We start from the raw sequence: 15465 nt of genomic DNA on the forward strand, positions 1-15465 counted from the left end.
CCTTGTGGCGCGGCCCACACTTCCGGCCATGAAGAACGTTCCGACACCCGCCGAGGAGCTGGCTGTCCTCGACCGCGAGCTGCGTCGACTGGATGCCCGCCGGGCGCAGTTGCTGGCCCGGCGCAGCTGGCTGCTGGCCGCCCTGCAGCCGCCGGTCGCCGTGTCCGCGCAGCCGCCCTCCCCGCCGCCCGGTCCCTGGCCGGCCGGCCCGCGGCCGCCCGCCGAGGCGTCCCCGCCGAGCGTGCAGAACGTGCTGCTGGCGCTCGGCGGCATCCTGCTGGCCGTCGCGGCGATCGCGTTCACGCTGGTCAGCTGGGGCCACATGGGCATCGGCGGCCGCAGCGCGGTGCTCGGCGCGGTCACGCTGGCGGCCCTCGGCACGCCGGCGGTCCTGCTGCGCCGCGGTCTCGTCTCGACGGCCGAGTCGGTGGGCGTGCTGGGGCTGGTGCTGATGGTGCTGGACGCGTACGCGGTGCACCGGGTCGCCCTGGCCGGTACCGACGGACTGGCGTACGCGGCCGGGGTGTCGGCGGTGCTGGCCGGGCTCTGGTCCGCGTACGGCCTGGCCCTGCCGCGGCTGCGCGCCCCGCTGCCGACGGCACTGGTGACGGCGCAGTTGCCGCTGCCGCTGTGGGCGCTGGCCGGTGGTCCGGCCGCGCCTTCGACGCAGTGGGCACTGCTGCTGACCGCGGTGGCGGACGTCGCGGTGGCGCTGTGGGGTCGGCAGTCGGTGGTGCGCGGGTTCGCCTGGGTGACCGCCTCGGTCACGGGCGGTGTGGCGGTGCTGACCGGCCTGTGGCTCTCCGTGGCCGCTGGCTCGCCCGGGGAGGCGGCCGGTCCGGCGGTCCTGATGCTCACGGCATCGGCGGTGGCGCTGTGCGCGGCGTGGCGTTCGCCGGCCGCCGCGCCGGGAGCGTCGGTGGTCGCCGGTCTGGCGGCGGTCGCGGCCGTGGGCGGGATGATCCGTACCGCCGTCCCGCAGGGCTGGGCGGTCGCGGGCTACCTCCTGTGCGCGACGGCGCTCCTCGCGGTCGTCCGCACGTCGCTGCCCGACCGTGTGCGGCAAGGTCTCGTCCGGTCGTCGGGCGCCGTGCAGGCGGCGGCCGCGGTGACGGCGCTGCCTGCGGTGCTCGTGTCGCTGGCGGGCCCCGTCACGCGGGTCACGGACATCTGGTCGACGGCACCGGCGGGCACGCGGGAGGCGCTGTCCCCGGCCGTGCCGCTCGCCGTGCTCCCGGCTGCTCCGCTGGTCCTCGCGGTCCTTGCTGCGACGGCGGCGCTGGTGGCGCGCCGCCTTCGGGCCGACGACACCGCATCGAGGGCCGCCCCGGACCACACGGCGCCCGGTGGCCGTCCGACGGCCACCGACGGCCGCGGCGGCGCTCTGCGCGCCCTGCTGTGTCCCGCGGCGGCCTGCGGCTCCCTGGTCCTGTGGTGGGCCGCGCTGCTGGTCCTGCCCCTGGTCCTCGACATGCCGTACGGCGTCGCGGTCGGCTGGCAGCTGGTCCTCGCCGTGGCGCTGTGCGTGCTCGGCGCCACGAGGACCGCCCCTGTCGCGCACACCGCCCTGGCCTGCGGCCTGACCGGCTCCGTGAGCGTGGCGCTGCTTTCCCTGGCGACGCGGCCGGCGACGTTCGTCGTGCTGGGGGTGCTGCCGGCGGCCCTCGTCGCCGCGGCGTTCCGGGCGCGCGGCCCGGCGCAGCAGGCGGCCGCCTGCGCGGCGACCGTGTTCGCGACCGGCCTCGCCGGGGCCTGCGCGGCCGCCGCCGGGCTGCCTGCGCACCGCGCGGCCCTCGTGCTGCTGCTCGTCCCCGCCGCGGCCGCCCTGGCCGGGGCACGCCTCGGCCGCCACCCCGTGGCCCTGCCGGTGGAGGCCACCGCGGCCGGCGCCGGCGCGCTCGCCGTGCTGCTCGCCACCGGACACCTGGCCACCCTGGCCCTGGTGCTGGCCCTGTGCGGCGTGATCGCCGCGGGCACGGCGGTGCGGGCCGAGCGCCGCCCGGCCGCCGGGTACGTCGCGGCGGTGCTGTTCGTGCTCGCGACCTGGGTGCGTCTGTTCGCCTCCGAGGTGGCCTCGCCCGAGGCGTACACGCTGCCCGTCACGGTCCCGGCACTCGTGATCGGCGCGCTGCGCCGCCGACGGGACCCGCAGACGTCGTCGTGGACGTCGTACGGTCCCGGCCTCGCCGCGACCTTCGTGCCGAGTCTCTTCGCTGCCTGGGGCGACGAGCACTGGCTGCGACCACTCCTGCTGGGCGTCGCCGCGCTCGCGGTCACCCTCGCGGGCGCGCGGCTGCGGCTGCAGGCGCTGCTGGTGCTGGGCGGCGCGGTGCTGGCGCTGGACGCCCTCCACGAGCTCACCCCGTACGTGGTCCAGGTCGTCGACGCGCTCCCGCGCTGGCTGCCCCCGGCGGTGGCGGGTCTGCTGCTCCTCGCGGTCGGCGCCACGTACGAGCAGCGGCTGCGGGACGCGCGCAGGCTCAGGGAGGGCCTGGGGCGTATGCGCTGAACGCCGAAGGCCCCGGAGACTGGTGTCTCCGGGGCCTTCGGTCCGGGTGGGCGATACTGGGTTCGAACCAGTGACCTCTTCGGTGTGAACGAAGCGCTCTCCCACTGAGCTAATCGCCCGGGCGCACCGCAAACATTACCCCATGTCAGCGGGTCCCCAGGACCACTGCGGGGTCACTCGTCGATCTTCCACGGCATCGCGAACCCGAACTTCCAGAGGTAGATGCCGACGAGCACGGCGACGATCACCAGGCCGATGGTCGTGAGGATGATGTTCCGCCGCCGGACCTTCGGGTCGAGCGCGCGCTGGGCGGCCTCGGTGACCTTGCGCTTGGTCCAGCGCAGCACCAGCTGGGCCCAGACGAACTCGGTGGCCCAGATGGCCATGCCCGCGAAGATCACGACCCAGCCGGGTCCCGGCAGCACGAGCATCGCCACGCCCGCGCCGACGACCGCGAGGCCGACGACGAAGACGCCGACCTGCCAGCTGATGTGCAGGGTTCTCGACCGCTTGATGAAGTGCGGCGCCCGCGAGCCGAGCTCCCGCTCGTCGTCCCGCTCCGCCTCCGGGGCCGGCTGCGCCGCGCCCGTCGTCACGTCCCCCGTCGCGGGGGCGGAGGCCGCGCCCGCGACCGCCTCGTCCCGCTCGTCACTCTGCGCATTCATAACGCCCAACTTACCCGATCGAACACCGTCACCGGATTGGCCGTATAACACAAAGTAATGCACGGCCGTACGAGCGACCCGAGGAATCACAAAACGGTCAGACGGGTTTACAACGGCACCGTAGGTGGCATGTCGATTTCGCCGACGTGCGAATCCCCGAGCGCACACTGAGCGAAAGGCCCTGGCGCTTATGAACACCACGGTCAGCTGCGAGCTGCACCTGCGCCTCGTTGTATCGAGCGAGTCCTCACTGCCTGTACCCGCGGGCCTGCGGTATGACACGGCCGATCCCTACGCCGTGCACGCCACCTTCCACACCGGAGCCGAAGAGACGGTCGAGTGGGTCTTCGCCCGCGACCTCCTCGCAGAGGGGCTGCACCGCCCCACCGGCACGGGCGACGTACGGGTCTGGCCGTCGCGCAGCCACGGCCAGGGCGTCGTCTGCATCGCCCTCAGCTCCCCGGAGGGAGAAGCTCTCCTGGAGGCCCCGGCGCGGGCCCTGGAGTCGTTCCTCAAGCGGACGGACGCCGCGGTGCCACCGGGCACCGAGCACCGGCATTTCGACCTCGACACGGAGCTCTCGCACATCCTGGCCGAAAGCTGAGCCAGGCGAAAAGCCGCCCGGCGCCGTCCGTCTCGGGGAGACGGCGCCGCGCGGAGAACTCCGATACACCAGGCACCTGCGCCGTCGTCGCGGAATCCACCGTGACGACGGCGCTGCTGTGATCACGGCACGAACCGCTAGAGTCGGCGCAATTCGGCGGGCACCGGCCCGCGGCCGGCCAGGGAGCGAATCGTGCTGATCCCCCACGACACCCGTATCGCCCTCGACACCGTCGTCGATCTGGTGAACACCGCACCGGAGGGCGACCAGGAGGACGGACTCGCGGACGTCGCGGCGCTCCACGAGTTCGTACGGAGCCACCACGTCAGCGACGTGGGTGAGCTGGGACAGAAGGACCTCGCCGCCATGCAGGGCGTGCGCGACCGCTTCGCGGAGGTCTTCGCGGCGCCCGACAGCCGTACCGCGGCGGAACTGATCAACCAGCTCGTCGCCGCGGCCGGTACGACGCCGCAGCTCACCGACCACGACGGCTACGACTGGCACGTGCACTACTTCGCGCCGGGCGCCTCGGTGGCGGACCACCTCGCGGCGGACTGCGGGATGGCGCTGGCGTTCATCGTCGTCGCGGGCGAACAGGAGCGGCTGCGGCGCTGCGAGGCGCCGGACTGCGGGCGTGCCTTCGTCGACCTCTCGCGCAACCGGTCACGGCGTTACTGCGACAGCCGCACGTGCGGGAACCGGCTGCACGTCGCCGCCTACCGGGCCCGCCGCAAGGAAGCCGCCGGCTGACGGGTGGCCCGCCTGTTGCGCGCCCCGGTCGTCGTCGGCCACCGAGCGCACGGGAGGGGTCACAGCAGGAACAGGTCGTGCACCGCGCCCATGAGCAGCAGCAGGCCGATCACCCCGAGGAAGATCATGAGGGGCGGCTGGGAGAGCGCGAACAGGCAGCCGCGCGGCTCCGGGGTCGGTGCGGGGGCCTGGCCCCGGGAGGTATCGAGCATCTCGGGGCCGATCATGACGCAGCGCGCCAGGACGTGATCGACCAACACACCCCGACGGCGGGGTAGTTCATCACATCCCGTGGAGCCACGCGGCCGCATCCGGGCCGCGCCCTGTCCGCGCGGACAGGGCCTCAGATGCCGTGCTTCTTCAGGATCGCCTCGATGTCGCTGAAGTCGTCGGCGGCGGTCGGCTTCGGCGCCGCGGAGGGACGCGCACCGCCGAGCTCGGGCGTGGACGCGCCGGACTCGGCGGCGGAGCGCTTCGCCGCGGCGGCGGCCTTGCGCTCGCGGCGGCTGCCTCCGGCGCGCCGTTCGACGGCGCGGGTGGTCATGAACAGCAGCCAGGCGCCGCCGAGCAGGCCGAAGCCCAGCCAGGCCGACGGGCTGAAGGCCGTGTCCACGAGCCACTGGACGGCCCCGGTCAGCACCAGGCCGACGGGGACCAGGGAGTACGCGGCGATGCGGGTCGCGGCGAGGAAACGCCTGCGGTACGCCGTGATCGCGGCGATGCCCAGGCCCGCCGCGGACACCGCGGAGCAAATGGTCTCGGCAAGCATCCGGTCCTCCAGGCATCGGCGGGCACGAGGTGTTACGTCCCTTCCATCCTGCACCGTCCCGCTGACCGCGGGCCATGCGCGGGGACGATCTCAGGGGGATCTCGGGGGCGGCCTCCTCCCGTGGTCCCGATTGGGTGCGCCGGGGGCCGGCTGGAAGACTGGCCCCATGAGCGACTCCACCACCGCCCGCCCCGTCGTCCTCGACGTCTGGTGCGAGCTCCAGTGCCCCGACTGCCATGCCGCCCTGGAGGACCTGCGGGCCCTGCGCGCGCGGTTCGGCGACCGGCTGGAAATGCGGCTGCGGCACTTCCCCCTCGACAAGCACAAGCACGCCTTCGCCGCCGCGCAGGCCGCGGAGGAGGCAGCCGAGCAGGGGAAGGGCTGGCCGTACGCGGAGGCCGTGCTGGAGCGCACCGGTGACCTGGCGGCGCGCGGCGAGCCCGTACTGCTGGAGGTGGCGCGAGAACTGGGCCTGGACGCCGAGGAGTTCGACACCGCCCTGATCGACGGCCGGCACATCCTGATCGTCGACGCGGATCAGGCCGAGGGCAAGGCGATCGGGGTGACGGGCACGCCGACGTACGTCATCGGAGGCGAGCGTCTCGACGGCGGAAAGAGCCAGGAGGGGCTCCGGGCCCGGATCGAGGAGATCGCCGAGCGGCTGCTCGGGGAGCGGACGGACACCCCGTAGCCACGCGCGGTCACAGGAGCCGCTTGCCGAAGTTGTGGTGCGTGGTCCGGTAGCCGAGGGACTCGTAGAGGCGCTGCGCCGGGGTGTTGCCCGCGAAGACGTGCAGACCGATCAGCGTGTTGCCGGCGGCACGGGCGACGCGCTCGGCGAGCAGCATCAGGGCGCGGCCGTAGCCCCTGCCGCGGTGCTGCTCGGCCACCTCGACGTCGAAGACGTACGCGCCCTGCTCCCCCGGGCGCACCTCGTGCCGCGTCGCGACCCAGACGTGTCCCACCACGGTGTCCTCGGCGACCAGGCAGTACAGCTCGGCGCCCGGCGTCGCGAGACCTTCCGGAAGGAGGGTGCGGTGGAGGTTCTCCGAGCGGGTGAGGGCCTCCTCGCGCGGCACTCCCCTGGCGATCCACTCCTCGGCGTAGTGCTCGACCGCCTTGGAGCGCCACCCGTCGAACTCGTCCTCGGCCATGGGCCGCCCCTCGACCGCGCCGGGCAGCGGGGGCGGACCGTCCGGCAGCTCCTTGAGCATGTTGCGGCCGCGCTCGGCGTAGCCGAGGGCCGAGGCCATGCGCAGGGCGGCAGCGGCGTCGGCCGGGACGGAGGTGCGGGCCTCGGTGCAGCCCCAGCCGCGCAGCACCTCCTCGGCGGCCAGCGCGGCGACGGTGCCGCGGCCGCGCCGGCGGTCCGCGTCGTCGATGGTCAGGGCGCGTACGTAGCCGACCGAGGGACCGGCCCCGGCGTCCGTCGCGAGGAGGACGGAGCCGACCGGCCGGCCGTTCACACAGACGTCGTACGCCCGCGAGGCGGCGCCGGACTCATCGCGCTGAATCGGCCCGGTGGGCCGCAGGGTTGTGGTCATCGGGGACTTTCTACCTGCCCCGCGGCCGTCCGACACCACGTTTTCCGACGGGCCTGCTCCTACAGGGACTTCGGGTCCGGGTCGGCCGCCGCCCGCTCCTCGAAGACGCGCATCGCCTTCGTCGTCACGGGGCCGGGGGCGTGCCCGATCTCGCGGCTGTCGATGCGGACGACGGCCTGCACGTCGCGCAGCGTCGAGGTCAGGAAGACCTCCTCGGCCCGGTCGAGCACGTCGAGCGGCAGGTCCGTCTCCTTGGCCCCCGTCCACTCCACGGTCAGGGCGCGGGTGATGCCCGCGAGGCAGCCGGAGGAGACCGGCGGGGTGTGCAGTTCGCCGTCGAGGACCACGAAGACGTTGGAGCCGGTGCCCTCGCAGAGCTGTCCGACGGTGTTGGCGAACAGCGCCTCGGAGGCGCCCCGCTGGTGCGCCCGCGCCAGGGCGACGACGTTCTCGGCGTACGAGGTGGTCTTGAGCCCGGTCAGCGCGCCGCGCTCGTTGCGCGTCCACGGGACGGTGATCACGGCGGTGGAGTCGGGCCTGCGGCGGCTCTCGCCGAGGGCGACGACCAGGGTCGGGCCGGCGTCGCCGCGGTCGGAGCCGAGCGGCGAGAGCCCTCCGGTGTAGGTGATGCGCAGGCGCCCGAGCGGCATCGGGTTGGCGTCGAGGACGACGGCACAGGCGCGGCGCACCTCGTCGTGGTCGGGCTCGGGCAGACCGAGGCCGCGGGCCGAGCGCGTGAGCCGTTCCAGATGGCGGGTGAGGGCGAAGGGCTGCCCGTGGACCGCCTTGACGGTCTCGAAGATGCCGTCGCCCACGGTCATGCCGTGGTCGAGGACCGACACCCGGGCGTCCTCGGCGTCCTTGAGCTCGCCGTTGACCCAGAGCTTCATCCAGCTGTCCTTCCGCTTGCCTCGTACGCCCCCGACGCTACCGCGAGCAGCCGGGACGCCTTCAGTTCGGTCTCGTCCCACTCACGCTCGGGGTCGGAGCCCCAGGTGATCCCGGCGCCGGTGCCGAAGCGCAGCACGGGGCCGCCCGCGCCCCGGCGGTCGATCCAGAACGTGCGTATGCCGACGGCGAGCTCACCGGTGCCGCGGTCGGCGTCGACCCAGCCGATGCCTCCGCAGTACGGGCCGCGGGGCGAGGTCTCCAGCGCCTCGATGATCTTCAGCGCGCTGGACTTGGGGGCGCCGGTGACCGACCCGGGCGGGAACGTGGCCGCGAGCAGCTCGCTCCAGCCCGCCTCCGGGGTCAGCTCGCCGCGCACCGTGGAGACGAGGTGGACCAGCCCGGGATGCGGCTCGACCGCGCACAGTGCGGGCACGCTCACACTGCCGGTGGCGCAGACGCGGCCGAGATCGTTGCGGACGAGGTCCACGATCATCACGTTCTCGGCGTGGTCCTTCTCGAGCAGGTCATCCGCGGTCCGGCCGGTGCCCTTGATCGGTCCCGACTCGACGGTGCGCCCGGCGCGGCGCAGATACAGCTCGGGCGAGGCGGTGGCGATCTCGACCCCGTGCGCGGGGAGCCGGATCGTCCCGGCGTACGGGGCGGGGTTGCCGCGGGCCAGCAGCGCGGTGAGCTCGTCGACGTCGGCGTCGTCCGGGTCGGGCAGCGGCGCGGAGAGCACCCGGCACAGGTTCGCCTGGTACACCTCGCCGGCCGCGATGTGCTCGCGGATGCGCCGCACACCGGCCGTGTAGGAGGCGCGGTCCAGCGACGAGGTCCAGTCCCCGGCGGCCGGGCCCCGCCACCGTCCGGGCACGGGGTCGGGCACCGGCTCCGTACGGACGTCGCCGAAGCGGGCGCAGGTCAGCCGCCCCTCGAAGTCCGCGGCGACGGCCCAGAACCCGGAGGAGTCCAGAGCGGAGGGGTCGCTGGTGACGTCCCGGAGGTCGGTGGCGACGAGGGGGCCGAAGCGGGCCAGAGGAGCGAGGGCGTGCACGTCTGTGAGTCTATGACCGGCGGGGATGGGGTGGTGAAGAGCGGCCGGTCGGCCGCCGCCGAGCCGCCGATGAGCTGCCGCGACGCGCACACACCTCAGCACGCTGCACAAACGCGTTTTTGTGCTGGCCCAGGAATCCGCTAGAGTTCAACACGTCGCCGGGACGCGCAAGCGAAACGGAAACGACAGGCGGACGTGGCTCAGTTGGTAGAGCATCACCTTGCCAAGGTGAGGGTCGCGAGTTCGAATCTCGTCGTCCGCTCGAGAATGGGGGATCTTCCCGACCCCCGCACTCCGGGTGGAGTGGCCGAGAGGCGAGGCAACGGCCTGCAAAGCCGTCTACACGGGTTCAAATCCCGTCTCCACCTCCATGGACGATTAGCTCAGCGGGAGAGCGCTTCCCTGACACGGAAGAGGTCACTGGTTCAATCCCAGTATCGTCCACTGGTCCGCAAGGATCCCCGCGCGATTAGCTCAGCGGGAGAGCGCTTCCCTGACACGGAAGAGGTCACTGGTTCAATCCCAGTATCGCGCACGCAGCACCTCGCAGTACGCCGCAGTCATGCGGTGACCTGCGCGATTAGCTCAGCGGGAGAGCGCTTCCCTGACACGGAAGAGGTCACTGGTTCAATCCCAGTATCGCGCACCGTCCGAAGCCCCGGCCGTCTCGACGGCCGGGGCTTCGTCGTGTGCGGGGTGCGTGGTCCGCCGGCCGTTCCCTGCCGGTGCCCCCTCAGGCCGCCGGCCGGGACGCTCCGGGCGCGCCCGGGCCGGCGGTGACGGCCGTGGTCAGCCGTGCGGAGGGACTCGTGCCGGGGAGCCGTTCAGGACGAGAAGAGCATCCTGCCGAAGCTGCGCTGGCGGTAGTGCCCGCCGTGGTGTCCGCCGTGGTGCGGGGCTCCCCAGGCCGGCGCGGCCGGGGCGGGAGCGGCCGGGTACGCCTGCGGGGCCGGCGGCGGGGGCGGCGCCTGCTGCACCCACTGGGACTCGAGCCGGGTCAGCGACTCCAGCTCGCCGTAGTCGAGGAATATCCCGCGGCAGCCGCTGCACTGCTCGATCTGGACCCCGTTTCGGTTGTACGTGTGCATCGCTGCATGGCACTTGGGACACTGCATCGTCTGCCCAGCCTCTCGCCGTTCGGTCGACGTCGCCGGATGCATGCCCGGCGACGAGGACTTCACCCTACGACGAGGATTCGCACGCCAACTCGGGTGGCAGTGTGCCGATTCGGGTACAAGTGTCGATCACCGCGCTTTCCACGCCGTCCGGTCGCCGGCCTTCGGCGGCGCATTTCGCGAGGGCGAGCGCGGCGGTCTGGACGGTGAGCGTCCGGGCGGGCACGTCGAGTTGGGGCCAGGGGTCGTCGCAGTGGGGCGGGACCGCGGGTCCGTGCGCGGCCGTGTAGGCGCCGAGGAAGCGCTGCCAGATCTGCGGGGGCAGGATTCCGGACGCGTACCAGGCCGCGGGGCGGGCCAGGTCCCAGGCGGGGTCGCCGAGTCCGAGGTCGTCGACGTCGATGAGCAGCCAGGGGCCGTCGGGGGCGGGGTGGCGTACGAGCTGGCCGAGGTGCAGGTCGCCGTGGCACAAGGTCCGGGGGCGATGGTCCGGCGAGCCGGAGAGGGCCTCTCCCCTGGCCCACGCGGGGAGGCGCTCCCAGGCGCGCCGGACCGCGGGCGCGGCGGGGTGGCCGGCCGCGGCGGCCTCCATGCGCGCCATGGCGGCCGCGGCCTTGACGGGGCCGCGCATGGGTGGCAGCGGGCCGGGAAGGCCGCCCGTCTCCACCCGGTGCAGCCGGGCGAGGAGGGTGCCCGTCTCCTCCCAGGGGGCGGCGTCGGGGTCCGTGGGGTCGACGGGGACGCCGTAGGGCCACGCGGTGACGGGGCGGAACTGCGGGAGGACACGCGCTGGAGGCGGCAGCGGCGGCAGGAGGATGCCCGCCAGCGCCGGGTGGGCGGCCAGGGCGAGACGGGCGTGGTGGGCAACCGGGTCGGTCTCGGCGGCGTGCGCCTTGGCGACGGCCTCGCCGTGCCGCACGACGGTGCCGTCCGGGCGATCGGCGAGCGTCTCGCCGTCCATGGGGGCGCCTCCGGCGCCGCAGGCCGGGCAGGGAGCGCCACCAGGGGCGGCGAGGTGGGCGGCGTCGCGGGCGACGGTGGCCAGGATGCGGACGAGTGGGGCGGTCACGTCGTGGAGCGTAATCGGGACGGGCCGCCGCACGCGGCTTGTCCGCCCCGCCCCTCTTCCGGATGCGGGGCCCCGCGCCCGGAGGGGCCCGATGCCGCTCGTCATTTCATGCGCGATGGCCGGTCAGCTCCCCAGCTGACCGGCCAAACGCTGCCGTCCGCCGCACCCCCGTCCCCACGGGGTTGTTGGCCGGATGTCCCCGACCCGGACCGCTCTTCCGGGCCCGGGGCGCTCCTCAGCGCCCCAGCATCACGCCCACGGACGACGCCTGTGTGACCACCGCTTCCCAGCCGCCGAAAACGACCACCAGCAGTGCCGCGAGGGGAAGGACCATGGCCGTCGCCACCAGCGGGTGGCGCGTGCCGCAAGGACGGACGCCGAGCCCGGCGTGGGCCTTGCGCGATGCCGTGTCCGCCATGGTCCCTCTCCTGTCGTGGTTGGCAGCGGCGGGTGGTTGACCTCGGGGGACGAGTGCTGCACCCGCCGCTTGACCTCAACACTAGGGAAACGGCGGGGTCCGGACGTCATGCCCGCGTACCGATTGCCGGGCCTCCCGGAGGATGAGCCGCCGCCCGGTCATGTACTCCCCTGGGTGGAGATCGGGGCCTACGACGTGGGGTCATCCCGGAGGGGGCGCTCCCCGTCGGCGGCGTCGTCGCGCGGAACCGGCTGCTCGACGAGCGCCAGCACACGGTTGGCCATGAAGCGCGCCGTGCGCACGACCGTGCCCGACCTGGTGACTTCGCTCACTTCCACCACCCCTCTGCGCACGGCCGTCTCCACCCGGCGGCCCGCCCGGCTTGCCACCACTTCGTAGGTACGCGTCGTGTCTCCCGCGTCGACGACGATTTCCACCCGGTCGCCCTTCATCGATCCAATCCCCCTTCTGCGACTGACCGTTGAGATCACGCACGGGTCAGGGGCGGCGGACCCGGCCGCCCCTGACCACTCCTCAAGTTTCCCATCCGGCACTGACAATCGATCCGGGCGCGAGGGCGCGGCCTATGAGCACACCGGCGCGGCGATACGTAAGCTGTGCCACGTCAAACGGACGACCGGGCAGCGGGGTGGGGCCTCCCACCGTAGGTAGGGGACGGACAATGGCGATGATGCGGCTCCGGCGCGAGGACCCGCGTGTCGTCGGCTCGTTCAGGATTCACCGGCGGCTCGGCGCGGGCGGCATGGGTGTCGTCTATCTGGGGTCCGACCGCCGCGGCCAGCGGGTCGCGCTGAAGGTGATCCGGCCGGATCTCGCGGAGGACCAGGAGTTCCGGTCGCGGTTCGCCCGGGAGGTCTCGGCGGCGCGGCGCATCCGCGGCGGCTGTACGGCCCGGCTGGTGGCCGCGGACCTGGAGGCGGACCGCCCCTGGTTCGCCACGCAGTACGTCCCCGGCCCGTCCCTGCACGACAAGGTGGCCGAGGAGGGCCCGTTGCGGGCCGCGGACGTCGCCGCCGTCGGGGCGGCGCTCTCGGAGGGGCTCGTCGCCGTCCACGAGGCCGGCGTGGTCCACCGGGACCTGAAGCCGTCGAACATCCTGCTGTCGCCCAAGGGGCCCCGGATCATCGACTTCGGCATCGCCTGGGCCACCGGCGCCAGCACGCTCACGCACGTCGGCACGGCGGTGGGCTCCCCCGGCTTCCTGGCGCCCGAACAGGTGCGCGGCGCCGTCGTCACGCCCGCCACGGACGTCTTCGCGCTCGGTGCGACCCTCGCGTACGCGGCGATGGGCGACTCTCCCTTCGGCCACGGCAGTTCCGAGGTGATGCTGTACCGCGTGGTGCACGAGGAGCCGCAGTTGCACGGTGTGCATGACGCGCTGGCCCCGCTGGTGGCCGCCTGCCTGGAGAAGGACCCCGAGGAACGGCCGAGCACACTGCAGCTGTCCATGCGTCTCAAGGAGATCGCCGCCAGGGAGGCGCAGGGCCTGCACGAGGTGCGGCCGCCGGTGCAGCGGGAACGGGTGGAGATCGACCGGCCGACCTCGCGCTACACCGAGCGCACGGAGCGCCTGGAACGGCGTACGGGCGGCTCGTCGGCGCAGCGGCCGCAGCCGCCGTCCCGCACGGGCGGCGGCTCCCGGCCGCCGCAGGCCCGCAACACCGGGCGCGGCACGGGCCGTACGAACGGCAGGACCAACGGCAGGACGAACGGCCGTCAGAACGGCACGCGACCGGGGGTGCGTACGACGTCGGCCGGCCGGCGGCCCGCCAATCCGCGGCTGCTGCGGCAGCGGATCGTCGTCTTCTTCGTGGTGACGCTGATCGTGGCGCTGGGCATCGCCGCCGCGCAGCAGCTGTAGGTCAGGCTCCGGGGCGCCCGGTCGCCACCGCGTAGAACGCGACCGCGGCCGCCGCGCCCACGTTGAGCGAGTCGACTCCGTGCGCCATGGGGATGCGTACCCACTCGTCGGCGGCCCTCAGCGCCCTGGCCGACAGGCCCTCGCCCTCGGCGCCCAGCATGAGGGCGACCCGCTCCAGCCGGTGCGGGGCCGCCTCGTCGATCGAGGACGCCTTCTCGTCGGGCGTGAGGGCGAGCAGCCTGAACCCGGCCTCGCGGACCGCTTCGAGGCCCTTCGGCCAGCTGTCGAGGCGGGCGTAGGGGACCGAGAAGACGGCGCCCATGGACACCTTCACGGAACGCCGGTAGAGCGGGTCCGCGCAGTCCGGGGAAAGGAGCACGGCGTCCATCCCGAGGGCGGCGGCGCTGCGGAATATGGCGCCGATGTTGGTGTGGTCGTTGACCGACTCCATGACGGCCACCCTGCGGGCCGTGCCGAGCAGTTCCCCGGCCGTCGGCAGGGGCTTGCGCTGCATGGAGGCGAGCGCGCCGCGGTGCACGTGGTAGCCGGTGACCCTTTCGGCCAGGGCCGGGTCGACGGCGTACACGGGCGCGGGGACCTCGTCGATGACGTCGCGCATGACGTCGACCCACTTGGCGGACAGCAGCATCGACCGCATCTCGTAGCCGGCCTGCCGGGCTCTGCGGATCACCTTCTCGCCCTCGGCGATGAACAGCCCCTCGGCGGGCTCGCGCCTGCGCCGCAGTTCGACGTCCGTCAGGCCGGTATAGTCGGCCAGGCGCGGGTCGTCGGGGTCGTCGACGGTGATGAGTTCAGCCACGGGGTGATACTGCCTTCTCGGTGGTGCGGTGCCAACGGCTCGCGCGGACTTCTGTCACCGCTGGTCACGTGATCGGCGGGACGCCGACGCCGACGACATCTCCGATGACGATGACGGCCGGCGGCCGCACCTCGTGCGTCCGGACGGCCTCGGCGACCGTGGCGAGCGTCGCGTCGACGCGGCGCTGGGCGGCGGTCGTGCCCTCCTGCACCAGGGCGACCGGGGTCTCGGGCGCCTTGCCGTGGGTGACGAGCGCCTGGGCGATGGCGCCGATCTTGTCGACCCCCATGAGGATCACGAGGGTCCCGGTCAGCTTGGCCAGGGACTGCCAGTCGACGAGCGATCGCGGGTCGTCGGGCGCGACGTGCCCGCTGACCACGGTGAACTCGTGGGCGACACCCCGGTGGGTGACCGGGATGCCCGCCGCCGACGGCACCGAGATCGAGCTGGAGATGCCCGGCACGACCGTGCAGGGGATGCCCGCCTCGGCAAGGGCCTGCGCCTCCTCCATGCCGCGGCCGAAGACGAACGGGTCGCCGCCCTTGAGCCGTACGACGGACTTGCCGGCCTTCGCGTGCTCGATGAGCGCGTTGTTGATGGCCTCCTGGGCCATGAAGCGGCCGTACGGGATCTTGGCCGCGTCGATCACCTCGACGTGCGGCGGGAGTTCGTCGAGCAGGTCGCGCGGTCCGAGGCGGTCGGCGATGACGACGTCGGCGTCGGCGAGCAGACGCCGGCCGCGCACGGTGATCAGGTCCGGATCGCCGGGGCCGCCGCCGACGAGGGCGACGAACGGGGCGCGGGTGCGCCGGTGGGGTGCGGCGATGCTGCCGTCGCGCAGGCCCTCGACGATGGCGTCCCGCACAGCCGCCGAGCGGCGCGGGTCGCGGCCGGTGAGCACGGCGACCGTGACGCCCTCGCTGCGGCCGGTGGCCGGCGTCCACGCGGTGGCGGCCTCGGCGTCGTCGCTGCGTACGCACCAGGTCTTGGTGCGCTCGGCCTCGGCGGACGCGCGGGCGTTGGCGTCGGGGTCGCTGGTGGCGACGAGCGCGTACCAGGCGTCGGCGATGTCCCCGTCCTCGTACCGCCGCCGCGTCCAGGTGATCTCGCCCGACTCCGCCATCGCCTCGACGGACGGGGTCGCGGACGGTGAGATCAGCATGACGTCGGCACCGGCCGCGACGAGGGCCGGGAGGCGGCGCTGGGCGACCTGGCCGCCGCCGATGACGACGACGCGCCGCCCGGTCAGGCGCAGTCCGACGGGGTAGGCGGGGTGCTCGGCGGGCTCGGGCATGGCGGTGCGGCTCCTCGTGCGGGTGGTGCGTGTGCGGGGGCCGCTGCGGCGGTGAAGCGGCTGGTGGGGGCGCTGCTGGCA

At 73.7% G+C, this 15465-nt stretch carries 17 protein-coding genes and 6 tRNA genes; 10 read left to right on the plus strand and 13 right to left on the minus strand.

What is annotated here, in order from left to right:
- Positions 1 to 28: 28 nt before the first annotated feature.
- On the plus strand, positions 29 to 2509 hold the full coding sequence (locus tag AB0K02_RS06005; protein WP_365991136.1) for a hypothetical protein: 2481 nt from the start codon (positions 29 to 31) through the stop codon (positions 2507 to 2509).
- 47 nt (positions 2510 to 2556) lie between these two features.
- On the opposite strand, the gene AB0K02_RS06010 is transcribed toward AB0K02_RS06005, so the two are convergent.
- Together AB0K02_RS06010 and AB0K02_RS06015 are read right to left on the minus strand one after the other, a co-directional pair.
- Positions 2557 to 2628, minus strand: a tRNA-Val gene (locus tag AB0K02_RS06010).
- Positions 2629 to 2682: 54 nt separating this feature from the next.
- On the minus strand, positions 2683 to 3174 hold the full coding sequence (locus AB0K02_RS06015; protein WP_365991137.1) for a TIGR02611 family protein: 492 nt from the start codon (positions 3172 to 3174) through the stop codon (positions 2683 to 2685).
- A gap of 190 nt (positions 3175 to 3364) precedes the next feature.
- Between AB0K02_RS06015 and AB0K02_RS06020 the strand changes: the two genes are divergently transcribed.
- Both AB0K02_RS06020 and AB0K02_RS06025 read left to right on the plus strand, forming a co-directional pair.
- Positions 3365 to 3778 (plus strand): SsgA family sporulation/cell division regulator, encoded by a 414-nt coding sequence (locus AB0K02_RS06020; protein WP_003959770.1) that lies wholly within the window; start codon positions 3365 to 3367, stop codon positions 3776 to 3778.
- Positions 3779 to 3970: 192 nt separating this feature from the next.
- Positions 3971 to 4528, plus strand: coding sequence for a CGNR zinc finger domain-containing protein (locus AB0K02_RS06025; RefSeq protein WP_365991138.1), 558 nt, complete (start codon positions 3971 to 3973; stop codon positions 4526 to 4528).
- 59 nt (positions 4529 to 4587) lie between these two features.
- On the opposite strand, the gene AB0K02_RS06030 is transcribed toward AB0K02_RS06025, so the two are convergent.
- Positions 4588 to 4788 carry a hypothetical protein gene (locus AB0K02_RS06030; RefSeq protein ID WP_365991270.1) on the minus strand — a complete coding sequence of 67 codons (201 nt, stop codon included), beginning with the start codon at positions 4786 to 4788 and terminating at the stop codon, positions 4588 to 4590.
- A gap of 83 nt (positions 4789 to 4871) precedes the next feature.
- Positions 4872 to 5297 (minus strand): hypothetical protein, encoded by a 426-nt coding sequence (locus tag AB0K02_RS06035; protein WP_365991139.1) that lies wholly within the window; start codon positions 5295 to 5297, stop codon positions 4872 to 4874.
- Between the two features lie 166 nt (positions 5298 to 5463).
- Between AB0K02_RS06035 and AB0K02_RS06040 the strand changes: the two genes are divergently transcribed.
- Positions 5464 to 5988, plus strand: coding sequence for a DsbA family protein (locus AB0K02_RS06040; RefSeq protein ID WP_365991140.1), 525 nt, complete (start codon positions 5464 to 5466; stop codon positions 5986 to 5988).
- A gap of 10 nt (positions 5989 to 5998) precedes the next feature.
- Here AB0K02_RS06040 and AB0K02_RS06045 read toward each other — a convergent pair whose 3' ends face one another.
- From AB0K02_RS06045 to AB0K02_RS06055, 3 genes are read right to left on the minus strand one after another with little or no spacing between them, the layout of a single operon-like run.
- Positions 5999 to 6841, minus strand: coding sequence for a GNAT family N-acetyltransferase (locus tag AB0K02_RS06045; RefSeq protein WP_365991141.1), 843 nt, complete (start codon positions 6839 to 6841; stop codon positions 5999 to 6001).
- A gap of 59 nt (positions 6842 to 6900) precedes the next feature.
- Positions 6901 to 7731, minus strand: coding sequence for an aminodeoxychorismate lyase (locus tag AB0K02_RS06050; RefSeq protein WP_365991142.1), 831 nt, complete (start codon positions 7729 to 7731; stop codon positions 6901 to 6903).
- Positions 7728 to 8786, minus strand: a complete 1059-nt coding sequence (locus tag AB0K02_RS06055) for a chorismate-binding protein (RefSeq protein ID WP_365991143.1) — start codon at positions 8784 to 8786, stop codon at positions 7728 to 7730. Before AB0K02_RS06055 ends, AB0K02_RS06050 begins: the two co-directional genes overlap by 4 nt.
- A gap of 189 nt (positions 8787 to 8975) precedes the next feature.
- On the opposite strand from AB0K02_RS06055, the gene AB0K02_RS06060 reads away from it, so the two are divergent.
- The 5 genes from AB0K02_RS06060 to AB0K02_RS06080 all read left to right on the plus strand — a co-directional run bounded on the left by AB0K02_RS06060 (position 8976) and on the right by AB0K02_RS06080 (position 9432).
- Positions 8976 to 9048: transfer RNA gene (locus AB0K02_RS06060), tRNA-Gly, on the plus strand.
- Between the two features lie 35 nt (positions 9049 to 9083).
- Positions 9084 to 9157 (plus strand) — tRNA-Cys (locus tag AB0K02_RS06065).
- A 1-nt stretch (position 9158) separates the two neighbouring features.
- Positions 9159 to 9230: transfer RNA gene (locus AB0K02_RS06070), tRNA-Val, on the plus strand.
- A gap of 19 nt (positions 9231 to 9249) precedes the next feature.
- Positions 9250 to 9321, plus strand: a tRNA-Val gene (locus AB0K02_RS06075).
- A gap of 39 nt (positions 9322 to 9360) precedes the next feature.
- Positions 9361 to 9432: transfer RNA gene (locus tag AB0K02_RS06080), tRNA-Val, on the plus strand.
- Between the two features lie 178 nt (positions 9433 to 9610).
- Here AB0K02_RS06080 and AB0K02_RS06085 read toward each other — a convergent pair.
- From AB0K02_RS06085 to AB0K02_RS06100, 4 genes are all read right to left on the minus strand, one after another.
- Positions 9611 to 9901 (minus strand): zf-TFIIB domain-containing protein, encoded by a 291-nt coding sequence (locus AB0K02_RS06085; protein WP_177153633.1) that lies wholly within the window; start codon positions 9899 to 9901, stop codon positions 9611 to 9613.
- A gap of 67 nt (positions 9902 to 9968) precedes the next feature.
- Positions 9969 to 10970: an aminoglycoside phosphotransferase family protein gene (locus tag AB0K02_RS06090; RefSeq protein ID WP_365991144.1), complete on the minus strand. Its 1002-nt coding sequence runs from the start codon at positions 10968 to 10970 to the stop codon at positions 9969 to 9971.
- Positions 10971 to 11205: 235 nt separating this feature from the next.
- Positions 11206 to 11388 (minus strand): hypothetical protein, encoded by a 183-nt coding sequence (locus AB0K02_RS06095; RefSeq protein WP_365991145.1) that lies wholly within the window; start codon positions 11386 to 11388, stop codon positions 11206 to 11208.
- Between the two features lie 188 nt (positions 11389 to 11576).
- Positions 11577 to 11840, minus strand: a complete 264-nt coding sequence (locus tag AB0K02_RS06100; RefSeq protein WP_365991146.1) for a hypothetical protein — start codon at positions 11838 to 11840, stop codon at positions 11577 to 11579.
- Between the two features lie 230 nt (positions 11841 to 12070).
- On the opposite strand from AB0K02_RS06100, the gene AB0K02_RS06105 reads away from it, so the two are divergent.
- Positions 12071 to 13270: a protein kinase gene (locus AB0K02_RS06105; RefSeq protein WP_365991147.1), complete on the plus strand. Its 1200-nt coding sequence runs from the start codon at positions 12071 to 12073 to the stop codon at positions 13268 to 13270.
- 1 nt (position 13271) lies between these two features.
- Here AB0K02_RS06105 and AB0K02_RS06110 read toward each other — a convergent pair whose 3' ends face one another.
- Together AB0K02_RS06110 and cobA are read right to left on the minus strand one after the other, a co-directional pair.
- On the minus strand, positions 13272 to 14090 hold the full coding sequence (locus tag AB0K02_RS06110) for an RNA methyltransferase (RefSeq protein ID WP_365991148.1): 819 nt from the start codon (positions 14088 to 14090) through the stop codon (positions 13272 to 13274).
- 64 nt (positions 14091 to 14154) lie between these two features.
- A complete protein-coding gene (cobA, locus tag AB0K02_RS06115; RefSeq protein ID WP_365991149.1) occupies positions 14155 to 15384 on the minus strand; it encodes a uroporphyrinogen-III C-methyltransferase in 1230 nt (409 codons plus the stop codon).
- Between the last annotated feature and the right edge of the window lie 81 nt (positions 15385 to 15465).

This window comes from Streptomyces sp. NPDC049597 (assembly GCF_040675505.1).
Classification (GTDB): Bacteria; Actinomycetota; Actinomycetes; order Streptomycetales; family Streptomycetaceae; genus Streptomyces.

Coding starts and splice junctions, on each gene's coding strand:
- AB0K02_RS06005 (WP_365991136.1), top strand. CDS start 29: ATGAAGAACGTTCCGACACCCGCCGAGGAGCTGGCTGTCCTCGACCGC.
- AB0K02_RS06015 (WP_365991137.1), bottom strand. CDS start 3,174: ATGAATGCGCAGAGTGACGAGCGGGACGAGGCGGTCGCGGGCGCGGCC.
- AB0K02_RS06020 (WP_003959770.1), top strand. CDS start 3,365: ATGAACACCACGGTCAGCTGCGAGCTGCACCTGCGCCTCGTTGTATCG.
- AB0K02_RS06035 (WP_365991139.1), bottom strand. CDS start 5,297: ATGCTTGCCGAGACCATTTGCTCCGCGGTGTCCGCGGCGGGCCTGGGC.
- AB0K02_RS06040 (WP_365991140.1), top strand. CDS start 5,464: ATGAGCGACTCCACCACCGCCCGCCCCGTCGTCCTCGACGTCTGGTGC.
- AB0K02_RS06045 (WP_365991141.1), bottom strand. CDS start 6,841: ATGACCACAACCCTGCGGCCCACCGGGCCGATTCAGCGCGATGAGTCC.
- AB0K02_RS06050 (WP_365991142.1), bottom strand. CDS start 7,731: ATGAAGCTCTGGGTCAACGGCGAGCTCAAGGACGCCGAGGACGCCCGG.
- AB0K02_RS06085 (WP_177153633.1), bottom strand. CDS start 9,901: ATGCAGTGTCCCAAGTGCCATGCAGCGATGCACACGTACAACCGAAAC.
- AB0K02_RS06095 (WP_365991145.1), bottom strand. CDS start 11,388: ATGGCGGACACGGCATCGCGCAAGGCCCACGCCGGGCTCGGCGTCCGT.
- AB0K02_RS06100 (WP_365991146.1), bottom strand. CDS start 11,840: ATGAAGGGCGACCGGGTGGAAATCGTCGTCGACGCGGGAGACACGACG.
- AB0K02_RS06105 (WP_365991147.1), top strand. CDS start 12,071: ATGGCGATGATGCGGCTCCGGCGCGAGGACCCGCGTGTCGTCGGCTCG.
- cobA (WP_365991149.1), bottom strand. CDS start 15,384: ATGCCCGAGCCCGCCGAGCACCCCGCCTACCCCGTCGGACTGCGCCTG.